The sequence below is a fragment of the Nitrospira sp. MA-1 genome (assembly GCA_032139905.1).
Classification (GTDB): Bacteria; Nitrospirota; Nitrospiria; order Nitrospirales; family UBA8639; genus Nitrospira_E.
Map to the genome: position 1 here is coordinate 480,752 of JAQJDB010000006.1, position 14,773 is coordinate 495,524.

The following is a 14,773-nucleotide window of genomic DNA, read 5'->3' on the forward strand; positions in this document are numbered from 1 at the left end:
AGGGACGAGTCAGGGAATGGGGCCACAAGACCTGTTGCTGTCGAGGGTTCTCACGCGTGTGGACCAAATGGTCTGTCCAGGGAATCTTAGGGAATCGCTCGGATTTGAATCCCATCGACCCGCTCTTGAGCCAACACGTCTGAGATAATCACGACCTTATCTCCCGCTTGGAAATGTTCCCGGGCTTTTAAAATTCGAAATGCGGTTTGGAGTGTTTTCTCCGGGTCTGAACTAAAGTCGATCCGAAAGGGATAGACGCCTCGATTCAGCGTCATCGTTCGACGGGATTGACTCCCGTTCGTGAAAGCATAAATGTTCGTGGAAAATGGACGACAATTCGAGACCAAATCCGCCATGATGCCTCGACGGGTGATCACGACAATTCCTTTGGCGTGTAATCCTTCCGCGAGCTGGACGGCGGCGGTGGCCAATTGCTGTTTGTCTGTCGTCAGCTTTAACTGTTTCGCAAACTGCAATCCTGGAATGGCTTCGGTTTTGATGGAGATTTTTCTCAGATACTCGATACATTTCAGCGGATATTTTCCGACCGTGGTTTCCCCGGATAACATTACCCCATCGACTTCCTCATAGATGGCATTGGCCACGTCAGTGACTTCGGCGCGCGTGGGGATGGGATTATGGATCATTGATTCCAGGAGATGGGTGGCCACGATCACGCGTTTGCCGGATTCCGCACAGAGCCGCACGATTCTCCGTTGCACATTCGGCAAATCCTCCAGGTTGATTTCTGCTCCCAAATCTCCGCGAGCCACCATAATGCCATCCGATTCCTGAATAATTTCTTCCAGATTACGGACCCCTTCCTGATCTTCAATCTTGGCAATAATTTTCACTCTCCCCACTTTGTGGCCCATAAGCTGTCGTAATTGTCGGATATCTTTCGCTTCTCGAACAAAGGAAAGAGCAATGAAATCCACATCGGCGGCTAAACCAAAGGCAATGTCTTTTTCGTCCTTTTGGGTAATGGCAGGGAGATTGACGCGGATTCCAGGTAAATTGACATGGCGTTTACTTTTCAATACCCCCCCATCAAGGACCCGGCACTGCATGAGACGATCCTGTTTTTCAAGGACCTCAAAATTAATCAACCCGTTATCCACGGTAATCTTATCTCCGACATTCACAGATTCCATTAAATCGGCGTAGTTGATGTGAATAGAGCTTTCTTCCACATCCATCGGACCACGCGCAGAAATAGAAACGATCGTGCCTTCCTGGAGATTGAGGTCAATCGATAAATCTCCTGTCCGGATTTCAGGGCCTTGGGTATCTAGAAGAATCGGAATAGGAAATGGGACCTTGGTATTGAGCGTCTTAATATGTTTGATCACTTTGGCATGGGATTCGTGGGTTCCATGGGACATGTTCAACCGCACGATGTTCATGCCGGCATCATACATTTTGCGCAACATTTCATAAGATTCGGTTACCGGTCCGATCGTGCAGATGATTTTTGTCTTTTGCATGAATGGGTCCCTATCAGTTTTTCATGATCGTGAATGGTGGAAACGATCTCATCATCCTAAACACGGGTGTCAAAAAGGGATTGGGTGCCCCAGTTTCCGGTTGAGGTTCATCGGATTGTCGGTATTCGTGTCGCTGGAGTGCTGCTTGGCGCGGAAGATATCCCACCTCCCTGTGGGTACTCATGAAGTGTAGCCCACTACAGCGTTAAACTCTAGCATGGTGTATCACCGCGGTCGGGACTCCATTGTGTTGGCGTGGTATCACCCACCGGGTGAGTGAAAGAAGGGCGTCATTTCCACGAGGCGGGAGAACCGTATGCACAGGATATTTGTATCGACAGGAGATGAATCAAATGTTTATGGAGGAGGACGTGCGTTGTCGATAAGGTCGAATCATATTATGATGATGCAAGATGAATATGAAACCAATAATAGCTGAAGAATTTGGTGAGGTGAATAGATGAAAGCAGAAGCAGAAAATCTGGAATTTGTCACGATTAACGGATTGTTATCCTATGGGGAGGCCATTGCCAGGCGTCCGCCGGTAGAGGGTGCGGAGCCTCATCCCCCTTTAACTACATTGGAAGATCGTCCGCAACGGACATTGGAGGTCATGGCCGCCATACGACTGTTTGTTCAGGAGGCTCAAAAAGGGTTTGCCAATGCCGCAGCTTACAGAGAGGCAAGGCAGGCGTTGATCCGGCAAGCCTGCGGAGGAGATGAGTTGGTGTTTTTCGCTGCCTGGAATCAGCTTCTCGCTCAGAGCGAGCTTGCTCCCTTGTTTCGTGCCCCAATCGGGGCCACGAATAAACCTATACGTCGTCGACCCGTGGCGATCGTTCCGCGCGAGCATATGACGCCCAATCTGGCGGAAGGTCGAATCGTCCTGGATATTGGCGATGACCGCTTCTGGTTGATGCCAAGGGATTTAAGTGCCCGCACGCTGTTTTTCACCATGCGGCACGGTGTCTCCCGGATGGATAGTAAGAAGTTTCGGGTGGGGCGCCGGTTGAGAAACGTTCTGGATGTCGAGCGGGGAATTCCAAAGGCCGATGCCATCGGAACCGCCCTTGTCCGGACCTTAGGCTTGGTGGGAAAACAACTGGACTTCCTTCAGTTGGATAACTACCTGGATTCGAAATCCTTTGTGCATATGGTGAGTCAGAGTCCCAATACCCGGCAGCTTTTTGAACGGGTCATCTCTATCCTGTCTCCCGAGACAGCCAAGGCCACTCAGCCCATCACGGAATGGGCCTTAGAATCGCAAGACTTCGGATGGGCCACCGGTATTGAGAAAACAATTGAAATCGAAGAAGCCGCCAGGGCCTTTGGGGTCGATACGAAGACGGCGCAACGTCTGATTAAACACCCGCTGTACAGTTATCCCGGAGGTCACTCTTTCTTTGAACTCTATGTAGAATTGGTTGACGGGTTCCATCAGTTGGGCCAAACTCACCAGGGAAAAGTGTTGTGTTTATATACGCACAGCTCAACCTTGCGTGCACTCTTAATTTTTCTGGATCCTCGTCCATTCAGTGAAGCCTTCTCAGAATTTGGCGCCTATAAGGAAGGACAGGACAACGTCGTCCTTCTCACCTATGAACATGGGCAATTGTCAGGCTATTCCACCGCCGTGGGCCTTTCAGAGCGGGAACGTGCCGTCCGCGAGGCCTTGAAGACTGCGGAGCAAGGCCGTCGGGAAAAGGTCATCCTGAAACCCCGCCAGATTCGGCGGATCGTTGCCCTGGTCTCCGGTGGGGATTTTGCGGGAGCCGGAGCGGCATTGAAGGAGCTCCGCGTGACGGGGAACCGGTTAGGCCTCGAAGTCTATTTCGTGCAACACGGATTTCTGGGGTTGGCCAATAATTGGATTGAGTTGGTGACGGAACAGGACACACGTGGCATGAGCAATCATGCCAGCAGCCCGATTGGCAGCAGCCGGTTTGAAGATTTCAAGGATGAGGCGGCTCAACTGGCCGCCATTCAGCATCTCAAACCGTACCTGGAGGATGGGGCGCTCATTGTGATGGGCGGTGACGGCAGTATGCGTGGGGCCCGTGCCATTTATGAACGGTTCGGCATTCAGGTTGTGGGGATACCCGGTTCGATCGACGATAATATCGCCGGAACCACCTCACTCGGGCTCCAATCGGCGGTCGCCCTGGCTAATCAATCCATCGAGTCGCTGAAGGCAACCAGTGCCGCCATGGGCAGTGTGTTTTTTGTGGAGGTCATGGGGGCAGGATCCGGGCACCTGGCGCTTATGTGTGCCTACCAGGCACGAGCGGAGGGACTGTTGGTCAATGAACATCCTGATCCGGATGCCTACATCGAGGAAGTCATTCTGGGAACATTGAAACAAACGTTGGGGGTCCGGAATAAAAGCCATATTATAATAGTGGCCGAACGCACGCCTCACCAACATCATCCGGAGGGCGGGGTCCATGGCTTGGTGGATTATGTCGGCAGTCGGATTTCCCAGTGGACCCACCTGCAACCGCGATCCGGACATTACCCTCTTTCTGTGGCAACCAAGGCCACCATTCTTGGCCATACCCTACGAGGCGCCTTCCCGACCCCGGTGGACAAAACCATGGCGCAACTCTTTGCCTACGAAGCCATCCGGCGGTTGATCGAACAACCGGAACAGGTCATCGGCTGCATGTTAGCCTACCGGGACCCCGGAACCATACAGCCGATTCCCTTGCATGCCGTGGCACCAAAACCCTTTGATTGGGAACTCTTCGCGCGCATGCACGGAACCGAGTTGGTTTAGCAAAAAAAGGGTTTGTCTTTTTGCTACGTGACAGGCTTGAATTTTTGAGTGTGTCACACACAGGAGGTCGGATGAGTGTGTTGACCACACGGGATTGATTCCTCAACAAGGTCTTTGGTAGTTTCCGGTCCAGGCAAACTGGCCTTTTACCATTCCTATTGCTCCGCGCAAACACGGCCTTTGAAGCGACCATCAGCGCCTGAGTATTGATGTCACGACAGGAGGCCCGCCGTTCCCTACGCGATGGGCAGGAGATGTAAGTATGGCGAGTACGACCGGTATGAGAGGGGGAGGCTTCTACGATGCGCACTCCTCCGGGCAGCGCGCGGCGATGGACGAGTTTCTTCCCTGGATGGTAGAGGCCATGGCCGACTTGCCCTTGCCGGCGCGCGGCTCGCCGATCGCGTTGCTCGACCTCGGTTCGTCAGAAGGCGCTAACGCGATTCATGCCGTGGGCGCGATCATCAAGGCATTGCGCGAACGCACATCGGCCGACATCTGGACCTTCTTCGATGATCTGCCCACGAACGACTTCAATCAACTCTTCGCCAACCTCTTTCCCGACCAGACCCCCTCAAGTCGCACAGCCGGTATCTATACCGCTGCCGTCGGCGGGTCGCTCTTCGAGCGTGTTGCCCCAGCCTCGAGCCTTGACATCGCGACGACATTCAATGCGGTGGGCTGGATGTCCGCGTTGCCCACGACGCCCCTTCGGCAGTTCATCTCACCCTCGCCACCGGCGCAGCGGGCCTTTCGTGAGGGCGTCTCAGTGACCACGGAAGAAAGAGCGGCCTTCACTCAGCACGCCCGTGAAGACATCCTGAGTTTCTACCGGTCCCGTGCCGCCGAGCTGAAGCCCGGCGGGAAACTGCTCGTACAGGTCTTCGGACGCAACGACGAGCACAACACCGCAAATGGCATCATCGACGGGCTGAGCGACGCGATGCTGGACATGGTGGAGGACGGCCGCCTGACGCGCGACGTCTACGAGAACTTCGTCTTCCCCGTTTTCTATCGTTCCCTTCCGGAGTTGTTGCCCCCGGCCGGAGAGAGCGGGGAGCCTCCGGCGTTCCGCGTCGACAAAGCGGAGGCCCGCGAATGCCGGGTTCCGTTTAACGAGGAGTTCGCCCGAAGTGGGGACTCGCGTGTCTGGGCCGGGAGCTACGCCGGATTCATCCGCGCATTCTCAGAACCTGTCTTCACGTCCGGCCTGCCGAACACCCCCGATCGGCCACAGCTGATCGACGAGCTGTATGCCCGGATGGCGAATCGATTCGAGGCCGATCCCGCCCGCTACGAGTTTCATTTCATTTCGCTGGGCGCATTGCTGACGCGGGTGTGAATGGGGTTGCCTGCCAACCTGTGCCCAATGCGGTTTCATCGAGTCCGTATCGTCACACAACTCATCCAGCCTCTCGGTCATTCCCTGAAAAGTCCCATTCGTTTTTTGATGGAAGTCGTGGGTAGAGAATACAGGTTTTAGTCACGTGAAATAACATAGACACGGCCATCGCGTTATGAAAGGGTGCAATATGAAGGTTGATAGTTGGTCTGGAACCATCATTTCCATTCCTTTCCAAAATCACCAAATTGATGGGTTGTTTTATCATCTTGTCACAGACGATGAGCATGTCCGGAACAAGCCTGTCATATTGAGGCTCCATGGACTCCTAGGGAATCTCCTGGATGAAACCGAGCATGATCTTCCTTACATTCTGGCGAAGCATGGGTATTCTTCCATGACCATCAATACGATCATGGCCAATCTGGGCTTATTTTTTGGATTTGGTATTTTCGACGAGGCGATGCCTCAAATCCATGCGGCTTGTTCTTATCTTCGACAGATGGGCTTTCAGAAAATTATTCTTGCAGGACATGGATTGGGAGGAGCCATGGCGATTCGCTATGGCGCGTTGCAACAGCAACAATTCCCATCTCCTGACATTCAAGGAATTATTGCCATTGCCACAGCATATTCTTTGCCCGACACGATCCGGAAACGATGGACACGATTTGGCAGTCAACCTTCCTACCAGGAAGTCTATGAAAAGGCCAAAACACTGTATCATTCAAAGCCCGGGCACGATCTGCCGGATGATGAAACCCTTGTCGTCAAACGGGCGCATGGTCCAACCGTCCGACCAGAGCATTCAGAAATCTATACGTTGAAAACCTGGTGGACCTTAGCAGGACCTGAAGCAGATGGTCCCAAAGCCTACCAACATATAGGGGGCATCAAGGTGCCGGTCCTGTTAGTTCACGGAAAATATGATGAGATGATCGACCCACAGGAGTGTGGCGCACTGGGAGATGTGGCCAAAACAGCAGGCAATCCGGATGTGACCATGCTCCACCTAGAAGCCGGGCACGATCTTTCTGGAAAGCACGAGGAACTCGGACAGGAGGTGGTGAAATGGATTCAGGAGCGATTTGAATAATGATGGTCTTTTACGGGTCTGTCCAAAAATCCAGCCACCAAAGATTCCGATGATCCACCCCCACCAACAATTGTTCCGGCTTCGAACACGCGATGGGTTGATGATGAGTGGGCATCTGATCATCAAAGAAAATGATCTTGATACGAACATCCTCAAAACACCAATTGTCATTGAAGTGCATGGTCTGTTAGGGAACTTCTTGGCACGAGGGACTCCTCGCCTTCTTTCTCAGGCTCTCCGGGAGTGGGATATTTCGTCGTTTTCCATTAACACCAGACTGGCATTCGCCGGGCAAATAAACGGAAGAGGAATTTTCGATGAGACGATCCATGATATAGACGCGGCCGTGCACTTTCTGGCTCAAGAAGGATTTTCTAATATTTTCATCTTAGGCTATAGCCTCGGTGCCAGTATGGTCTTGCACTGGGCAGGGCATCGCCACGTTCCCAATGTCAAAGGCCTCATTCTTGAAGGGACGCACTATGCCATCCCCGATACACAGAGAAAGCGATTGGCCAAATGGGAAAGTACTCCGAGCTATGAGGAATTATATGCCCAGGCCAAGTCTATTCTAGGCGAGAATCCCTCTCAGAGTGATCATGATGAAATGGTGGTGATCTACCAAGCCCGAGGACCAAGCCGGAGCCCATTGCATGATGAAATTTTTACCTATAAAACATGGTGGCACATGATGGGACCGGAGGCGTATTCTGCCATGGCCTACAAACAGATAAGCCGTGTCACATTGCCCATGCTGCTGATGCGGGGGGAAAACGATCCGCTCATCGAGGCGTGGGAAGCCGAAGCCTTACAACGCATTGCACAAGAGGCAGGGAATACCTTCGTGTCTATCAAGGACATTCCTCGCGCGGGTCATGATTGCATGGACAACCCGGAGGCGATGCTCCAAGAAATCCTTACCCTACTCAGACCCTCCCCTTGACCGACCTCCTTCCCGTATGGGCAAGTGACGTGCATCTTCACAAATAGTCAGCCATACAAGATTCAGCACTCCTGCTTCTTCAACTGTTCGTGGGCATCTCACACACGATTGCTCTCGTTGGCGGGGTAGTTGATTTTTAAGACGGAAGGAGTAGAGTAGCGAAATCTCCCGCTCAGAAAACGGGAGGCGAATGGACTTCACCCACCACAAAGAGAGTCATCATGGCAACAAAAAAACCATCCAAGAGACCTGCAAAACCGACCGAGCCTGAACCAATCAACAAACGCAAGGTGAATCCCGCCAAATTTCCATCAGACCTGCCATTGAAGGATCTCAAAGAATTGTTCGAACCGGTCAGCGGCTGGCGCAATGTCGGCTTTTTTGTTTTTCCGATAGAGACCTTGAGCCCCGCCAAGACCGTCGGTCGTGGCCGCACAAATCTGACTCTCATCAGGCCGACCATTGTTCAGGTGGATGTGACCACTTCGAATGGGGCCAAGCCGTATGCCGGATTCGATCGTCGGGAGTCGCCCACCCGAGACCCTGCTGTGTCCATGCACTTTGAGCCGAAAGCCTACGGGATTACAGCCGTTTCGACTTACGTCATGGTGTTCGCGATCGAGGTCTTTGAACGGGCATCGACGTTCAATCTATCCGGGTACGCCGGAGGCGGCACGGTGGTGAACAGCGGCCCGCGGACGCTCAGTGGCCAGACGACGGTGTCGTTGGTGCTCAGGAACGTGCCGCCATCGGCAGAGGTCTGGGGAGCCATCACGCAGACGGCGGGCGGACAATGGAATTGGTATACCGTGCAGGCTCGCTATCCCGCACTGGTCGTGAAAGCGTAAACCCTTGCAGTCCCGGGCTTGAGCAGAGACTTCACGAGGTGAGCTTGACGCTCCACGGAATTTCCTGGACTGGCAGGCTTGGGGGCCAATCCCGAACTATGGAATGATTTAGAAAACTCGCGGGTCTTGTAACTACCATGAGGGGTAGAGGGTGACGAGGCATGTTATGAATTGCCCGTTTGGGCTGATGCGGCCTCACACACTCCTCGAAACCCTGATAAATCTGCGTCTTTTGCTCCACCGGAATTTGACGTGAACCCTCCTTAACATAACCCAGATTCGTTAAATGGTTTTTATGGTTTCTTCAAGAATGAATTAGAACCGCGCGCGCTAATCCATGATGTTAGGTCATAGGCCTATCATTTCTAACAGCCACGGCTAAACTTCCTTTCTACTCAGGTATTGTCCTTCCCTGTCAAAGCAGTGATAATATGGGGCTTCTTCGAGTTGTCCTTAACCGGAACTGATGATGAAGCTTTTCTCTTCTCTCGCCATCCTCGGCCTTGCGGTTGTATTTACTACTCCGACATTCGCCGAATCCAATTCTCCATCCTGTGAGATCGTGTTAGAAAAGATTGATACGGCCCGGAAGGCGCTCGTCCCATTCCGTCGTACCATGGAAATGTTAAGAGCCCATCAATCCGGCGCATATGGTGAAGCGGAGGCCTGTGTTGCCGGGAGCCGTGGTGGTGCGGATAAACCGGTCATTTGTTCCAAGTCGCAATGGCACAGCCCAAAACCCGATAAGTTTGCTTTGGCGGAAATAGACCAATACCGGCAGGAGAGGCGAGCGTTTGAAGAATTGTTTCAACAGGCCAAGCAGATCTGTCTGTTTGAGCCATAACCAGGCACGATGATCGTAAACATTCTATCCGGAATCAATTTGTGATGATCAAAATTTTACCTGGTATAGCTCTCCCTCTCCTGCTTCTCGTTGCCTGGGCGTGGCCTGCCGGTAGCGAACCGTATGCTCCCTCCTGTGGCATCGCAGTAGAAAAAGTGATCAAAGCGCGAAAAAATCTGACCGGGTATCAACGGACGTTACAATCGGCCAGGAATCGGGAGCGTCTAGCTTATGCGGACCTAGGGGTGTTGTGTGCACGAGGCGGAGTGTTTAACGTAGGAAAAGCCGTAGCCTGCAACCAGGCCTCGTGGAAAGCCCCAACCCGGACGAAGGAAGTGATTGAAGCTGAAGAGAACTATCGACAGGAAAAAATTGAATTTGAGAAATCCTTTGAATACGCTGAGTACTCCTGCCTCTTGACCCCATAATTCCTCCCGGTTCTCTCATCCAACATTTGTCCTGGTTTTCCTCATCTTCGGGAATGCAGTGTGAAACCCCGACTCACAGTCAAGTGGCATGGCCCATGCCATGGGGGAAGAGCCGTTCTTCTTACGGGCGGGTTTGTTCGGGAAAGCGTCCCACCCCATTCCCAAATGAGCGGCCGGCTCTTGCCATCATCCATCCGCCGACTCCGCCTGCTGTCCATTCCTTCAATCTCTTTCGACGGTTTAATTTTCTCTCGATATTCACATGGGTATTGGTACCATGGGAGGTCATGTCGAAAACCGGTGAGAATCTCCTCAACGCCTTGAGCTTCTCTAAGTTGCCCGCATCGGTTTTGACCTCCAGTAGTAGCTTTCGCGGGAGGTGCTCCCCCTTGTTCTTTGCGTACACAAAAAAATTCTTCCGTGCCTAACACCGGCAGATAATACTCTCACCAAAGGACTTGACCTCTAGACAACCGTTCAAATTTCGTCAAATTGCCCATGAGGCATGTTTAGAGTCTTAGGCCATACTTCATGATATTGACGACTGTGCATCAGTAGTGCACACTATAATGAATGATTGTCAGTATTAAGCATCGGGGTCTGAAACGGTGGTTTTATAAGGAAGACCCATCGGGCTTAACCCCGCATCTGGTGCCGATCATTGACGATATCCTGGCGCGGTTGAATGTGGCCGAGGGTGTGAAGGCCATGAGCCTTCCGGGATGGAACCTGCATGCGTTAAAAGGGGAGTTAAAAGGGTTTTGGAGTATTAAGGTCACTGGAAACTGGCGCATTATTTTTCGTTTTGAAGGCGGGGACGTCTTTGATGTGAATTTGGTTGATTACCACTAGAAAGGAGTATGTTATGGGACTGCATCATCCACCGCATCCGGGCCGCTCGATCAGGAGGGACTGCCTTGAAGCCCTCGGATTGACGGTTACGGATGGAGCCAAAATATTGGGGATTACCCGGCATATGTTGTCGAGGATTATCAATGGGCAGGCCGGCGTTTCACCGGAAATGGCCGTGCGGTTGGAAAAGGCTTTTGGCGGAACAGCGCAAAGCTGGTTAGCACTTCAGCAAGCGTATGAACTCGCACAGGTAGAACGGGGGAAAATCAAAGTTCGTTCGGTAGCTTCGGTCCGGGAAGAAGCAAGGGTGTAGGGAAAATCGTTTTATGGTGTGGAAATGAGTGGTATTCCCCTGTTTTCACGGACAGGTTAAAGAAGACTGTTGAGCATGTTGCTCCATAAAGTTTCGTGGGGCCAGCCCCTGCTTGGTTCTCCGATCGTAGTTTTCCTATTCGCTTTCGCAATTTTTGCTGCCCTTGGAACTTCCGTCTGATTCGATTATTGATTTGGAAGAAATTTTATTTTCACTCATATCCTGTTCATGTTTTAGCCTTGCAATTTTTTCCCAATTTTCTAGGAGCTTTTCAGCCTTAAATTCGTTTTCATGTTCCAACCTTTCATAATTATTTTGTAGGTCCCATATACGATTAACAAGATGGTCAATGAGGTTAAGAGCGACGTGGAGCTTGGGATTGTCGCACTTCTCCCCTTCAGGGGTACTTAGAAAATAATTAAGTGCATACTCAAATGACTCATCAAAGGCTTGCTTTCGGCCTTCTTCAAAGGCAAACAATAATCCATCATGTTCAATGTCGCTCGGATGAAATGTTAGCCGTCGTAGCGTTTTGTGTGTGTCGTCCTTTCGGTGAAAATTTCCCATGTGCAGCCCTCCTTTTGCTATTGGAATTTCTTTTGCCCGTTTGGGAAAAGTGGGAGACTTTTGCATTTCTCCCCAACCCGGAAACCCCATGCTACACTGATAAATCGGGGTGTTTTCATTATTAGGTGGGAGACTTTTCCCTTCATCTATGGTCAACCCTCCCACAAGAACCACTATCATTATAAAGGGAAAAATCGCACCGCCACCAAAGGAATAGGTCTTTTTTAAAGCTGCTGGGAGTTCCGTTGCCTCAATAGTAATCCCTGCGATCAATTATATCCCAAGACAATTTAATATTCCTGTCTCTTACAACGGCGCATGAGGCGTATCCGTGGAGCAGCCATACGATGTATTTCGAGGCAAGGCGGCTCCGCCCTGGCTTTTCGTCCAGGTAGTCTTGGCGGGGTTTGGGAGCGCACCGACTTCCAGGGGTTTGTCTTAGAGGGGAATGAGGAGGCGATTGAAGCCTTTTACGCTGCCGATCGTTAATCCCCGGTGCTGGGCAGTGAGGCGATTCGCTGGGGACTTCTTCTGACCATGGGGAAGCTCTCCCAGGAACATGCCCGACGTGCCCAAGTGGCGATACGGCCGTTGGTGAGGCGAATCGTGCAGACGGTCGCGAACTTGTACGGTGTGACGGGGGCCTCAGTAAGAACCTGACGACGGGGGGCGCGGGAGAAGGCAGGAAAGTGGCGCTGTATCCCGTTCCCAGCTCTGTGATTGGCCGTTGCAGGCCACCGCGGCCTATTTTGGGTTAACCAGTTACGGCGGGGTTAGCTGGGCTGGCGCCCAAATCCGAGCGAGGCGCTAAACCGAGAAGTCTTTTCGGAAAAAAACTAGAACGAATGAAAAACAAATCTTGCAACAACAGACTTGAACCCTAATTTCGACGAGATTGGATTCTATCTCGGCAACACTTCTTAAACTTCTTAGCGCTACCGCAGATACATGGCTCATTGGGTCCAGGTAAGCGTTGGCCAGCAATTGGCATCGAATGAATATCTTCCTGAAGTAACTTCTCTAGTTCAGAGTCGTGCTGCCACGGCCAATTGGTCCAAATAGCAAAGTGGAATGACTTCATAGGATCGGCAAGGTCAAGCCCGAATCCAATGCTTGTGGTTGCGCGTCGCCGATACTTTTCCAAAATAGATCGCTGATGAGTTGACGCGTAGAGCTGATCAAACTGCATGTTTTTGCAGGCTATCACAGTGATAACGAGATCATTCAGAGTGACGGTATTGCGCATTATCTGCCCTGGTGCAGGGTTCTGCCTTCGAAATTCAGCCATCATCCGAGCAAGCATATGGAGGTTAGCATCAGATAGTCCTAAGATTGAAAAAGCGATCCATCGTGCTCCAGGGTCTTCCTTCCTGCCTCGGAGTTCATACAACAGTGCTTTGATTTCCTCGGGCACCTCCAATTCGATAACAGGCGCTTCCGTTCGGGCACCTCGGCGGTACTCGACCATGAAGTCGAAAGGTTCTTGAAAGCCTTGTAGCCACACAAAGTTGTATTTTCCTTCCTGATTTCGTCCCCACAGGAGATTCGGTTGTAATCGAGACTTCAAGTACGCCCCAAACAGATCCAACTCGTCAGCTAATAATTCCATGGTTTCTTTCTCAAGCATAATTCTCCGATCCACGTAGTGGAGGAATGCATCGGGGCCAGGGCAGAATTCAGTTACAACTTCGAGATCTGCAATGGACATTGCACAGGGGTACTCACGATCCCGGAACAGTCCTAACGAAGCGACGGATGCTAAACGGGTAGCTATTTGCGAAAGGTGATGAAGGCTGATGGTGAGAATGTATGACTTTTCGATATCCGCCTTCTTAACGACCAGCTCTTTTCCAGTGATCTGCTCGATAAATTTTGCGGCATTCGTAGAATCAATGTATCTCGCAGCCCTTCTCGCTTGTTTGAATGCGTCTTCTATATTTGCCTTGAGGTCTGACCGTAGTTTAGCGATGTCCCCAAGTTGAGAAGCTAGGCGAAACTGTGCGGCTTTAGCTTCAACTAGAATTAGAAACGGAGGCCAGTGAATAGCAAAGTCGAGCTCCGTAACGCCTCCCGGTCGATCAGGGTCTGGATATGACAGTTTGCGGTATGTATTAGCCTTTGGGAAAAGACGTCCCATGTATTCAGCTGTCTTTTGTTCAAGCCAAATTCCTCTTTTGGATGAGTATGGCCCACTGTAGAAAGCCTCTTCAGCTCGTGCGACTTCCTCAAACGCGGTCCACAATTGATCAAGAGCATTCGACGTGTCACACAGGAGTACCCGGTTTTGTGAGACCACGAAAAGAGGGCGCCTGCTCACGTCTATCGGTGCAATCATCGTCTTTCTCGTCTCATGTGAACATCCAATCAAGTTGATCAAGGCAAGCCACTCCTCCTCTGATGGTTTTGGCTCAATCTGAATGGTTTCTCTAGATGTCGGGATCTTGTCGGGCGAAAGCTCCAGCAGCTTCTCTGCGTAACTTGAAAACCCAGCATGTTTTGCCGTTGGGAAGCAGCTAAAAAAAGTCCGTGTTTCGGCCGTTGAGACCTTTCGTTTTCGCTTGCGAAGCTCCTTCCATAACTTAATGCCTTTTGCATAGGCAGATTGGAGCTGGCTCAGCCATTCATTTGACTGAATCTCCTGAGTCTTGATGATCGCGAAAAGTGGCGCACAAGCTCGTGTCGGTCCAATGCCTGCGCGCGCTTTGAACCAAGATTCAAACTGGCCCTGTATGCCAGAGATTTCTTCCTGGGTTTGATGGGGGTATGCAGACCCTCGTATAACAGCTGTCTTGCGTGCTAACTGTGCTGCGATGGCTTCTGCCTCAGTTGGATGTTCCCCCGGTCCCCGCTCGAAGGTATGTATCTGCATCGTGGCATTTAGTGCTGCATCCAACGATTCCATTGCGTGGTCTATGTGATTGGGGTGGATAGCTCTATCTTGACTAACACCAAATAGAGGAAACAGATGATAGGCGAGGAGTTCACTCTTTACCGACACTGTGCCATGGGTGGATTCCCGAGACGAATCTATAGGAACCATACTGAGCATCACGAGTAGGTGAATGAATAAAATCTCGGCATCTATTTCCTCGCCTAATCGCACGAGTGTTTGTGTCGCAGTTTCTAGGCGTCTCTTGGCATCTAGTGAAACAGCAATGAAAGGATCTAGGTTTGACGGAGGTAACTCGTTATGTTCTGTCACCTGGAATCCATTGGGTGATGAGGTATGGAGACGCTAATGAATGTGGATGGCTTGGTCAAGTGGTCTGAGCTTAAA

General features: G+C 51.4%; 14 protein-coding genes. 10 read left to right on the forward strand and 4 right to left on the reverse strand.

The window, feature by feature from the left end; translation table 11 throughout:
- Positions 1-86 precede the first annotated feature (86 nt).
- A complete protein-coding gene (gene pyk / locus PJI16_09690) occupies positions 87-1,487 on the reverse strand; it encodes a pyruvate kinase (protein MDT3777825.1) in 1,401 nt (466 codons plus the stop codon).
- 460 nt (positions 1,488-1,947) lie between these two features.
- Here pyk and PJI16_09695 point away from each other — a divergent pair, with 460 nt between their 5' ends.
- The 7 genes from PJI16_09695 (at position 1,948) to PJI16_09725 (ending at position 9,764) form a co-directional block, all read left to right on the forward strand.
- Entirely contained in the window at positions 1,948-4,263 is a 2,316-nt protein-coding gene (locus tag PJI16_09695) for a 6-phosphofructokinase (protein ID MDT3777826.1), read from the forward strand.
- 262 nt (positions 4,264-4,525) lie between these two features.
- Positions 4,526-5,605: a cyclopropane-fatty-acyl-phospholipid synthase gene (locus tag PJI16_09700; GenBank protein MDT3777827.1), complete on the forward strand. Its 1,080-nt coding sequence runs from the start codon at positions 4,526-4,528 to the stop codon at positions 5,603-5,605.
- Positions 5,606-5,795: 190 nt separating this feature from the next.
- Positions 5,796-6,701: an alpha/beta hydrolase gene (locus PJI16_09705; protein MDT3777828.1), complete on the forward strand. Its 906-nt coding sequence runs from the start codon at positions 5,796-5,798 to the stop codon at positions 6,699-6,701.
- Entirely contained in the window at positions 6,694-7,644 is a 951-nt protein-coding gene (locus PJI16_09710) for an alpha/beta fold hydrolase (protein MDT3777829.1), read from the forward strand. Before PJI16_09705 ends, PJI16_09710 begins: the two co-directional genes overlap by 8 nt.
- Positions 7,645-7,865: 221 nt before the next feature.
- Complete coding sequence (locus PJI16_09715) at positions 7,866-8,492, forward strand: hypothetical protein (protein ID MDT3777830.1); 627 nt, start codon at positions 7,866-7,868, stop codon at positions 8,490-8,492.
- Positions 8,493-8,958: 466 nt separating this feature from the next.
- Positions 8,959-9,336, forward strand: a complete 378-nt coding sequence (locus tag PJI16_09720) for a hypothetical protein (protein ID MDT3777831.1) — start codon at positions 8,959-8,961, stop codon at positions 9,334-9,336.
- A 41-nt stretch (positions 9,337-9,377) separates the two neighbouring features.
- Entirely contained in the window at positions 9,378-9,764 is a 387-nt protein-coding gene (locus PJI16_09725; protein MDT3777832.1) for a hypothetical protein, read from the forward strand.
- 121 nt (positions 9,765-9,885) lie between these two features.
- Here PJI16_09725 and PJI16_09730 read toward each other — a convergent pair whose 3' ends face one another.
- Complete coding sequence (locus tag PJI16_09730; GenBank protein ID MDT3777833.1) at positions 9,886-10,170, reverse strand: hypothetical protein; 285 nt, start codon at positions 10,168-10,170, stop codon at positions 9,886-9,888.
- A 167-nt stretch (positions 10,171-10,337) separates the two neighbouring features.
- Here PJI16_09730 and PJI16_09735 point away from each other — a divergent pair, with 167 nt between their 5' ends.
- Positions 10,338-10,616 (forward strand): type II toxin-antitoxin system RelE/ParE family toxin, encoded by a 279-nt coding sequence (locus PJI16_09735; protein MDT3777834.1) that lies wholly within the window; start codon positions 10,338-10,340, stop codon positions 10,614-10,616.
- Positions 10,617-10,629: 13 nt separating this feature from the next.
- A complete protein-coding gene (locus PJI16_09740) occupies positions 10,630-10,929 on the forward strand; it encodes a HigA family addiction module antitoxin (GenBank protein MDT3777835.1) in 300 nt (99 codons plus the stop codon).
- A 135-nt stretch (positions 10,930-11,064) separates the two neighbouring features.
- Here the strand turns inward: PJI16_09740 and PJI16_09745 are convergent, their stop codons facing one another.
- Positions 11,065-11,769 (reverse strand): hypothetical protein, encoded by a 705-nt coding sequence (locus PJI16_09745; protein MDT3777836.1) that lies wholly within the window; start codon positions 11,767-11,769, stop codon positions 11,065-11,067.
- Positions 11,770-11,814: 45 nt separating this feature from the next.
- On the opposite strand from PJI16_09745, the gene PJI16_09750 reads away from it, so the two are divergent.
- Entirely contained in the window at positions 11,815-11,985 is a 171-nt protein-coding gene (locus tag PJI16_09750) for a hypothetical protein (GenBank protein ID MDT3777837.1), read from the forward strand.
- 391 nt (positions 11,986-12,376) lie between these two features.
- On the opposite strand, the gene PJI16_09755 is transcribed toward PJI16_09750, so the two are convergent.
- Positions 12,377-14,698: an SEC-C metal-binding domain-containing protein gene (locus PJI16_09755; protein ID MDT3777838.1), complete on the reverse strand. Its 2,322-nt coding sequence runs from the start codon at positions 14,696-14,698 to the stop codon at positions 12,377-12,379.
- Between the last annotated feature and the right edge of the window lie 75 nt (positions 14,699-14,773).

Excerpts from the sequence above, each read along its gene's own strand:
- pyk (MDT3777825.1), bottom strand. The coding sequence starts at position 1,487 with ATGCAAAAGACAAAAATCATCTGCACGATCGGACCGGTAACCGAATCT.
- PJI16_09695 (MDT3777826.1), top strand. The coding sequence starts at position 1,948 with ATGAAAGCAGAAGCAGAAAATCTGGAATTTGTCACGATTAACGGATTG.
- PJI16_09700 (MDT3777827.1), top strand. The coding sequence starts at position 4,526 with ATGGCGAGTACGACCGGTATGAGAGGGGGAGGCTTCTACGATGCGCAC.
- PJI16_09705 (MDT3777828.1), top strand. The coding sequence starts at position 5,796 with ATGAAGGTTGATAGTTGGTCTGGAACCATCATTTCCATTCCTTTCCAA.
- PJI16_09715 (MDT3777830.1), top strand. The coding sequence starts at position 7,866 with ATGGCAACAAAAAAACCATCCAAGAGACCTGCAAAACCGACCGAGCCT.
- PJI16_09720 (MDT3777831.1), top strand. The coding sequence starts at position 8,959 with ATGATGAAGCTTTTCTCTTCTCTCGCCATCCTCGGCCTTGCGGTTGTA.
- PJI16_09735 (MDT3777834.1), top strand. The coding sequence starts at position 10,338 with ATGATTGTCAGTATTAAGCATCGGGGTCTGAAACGGTGGTTTTATAAG.
- PJI16_09740 (MDT3777835.1), top strand. The coding sequence starts at position 10,630 with ATGGGACTGCATCATCCACCGCATCCGGGCCGCTCGATCAGGAGGGAC.
- PJI16_09750 (MDT3777837.1), top strand. The coding sequence starts at position 11,815 with ATGAGGCGTATCCGTGGAGCAGCCATACGATGTATTTCGAGGCAAGGC.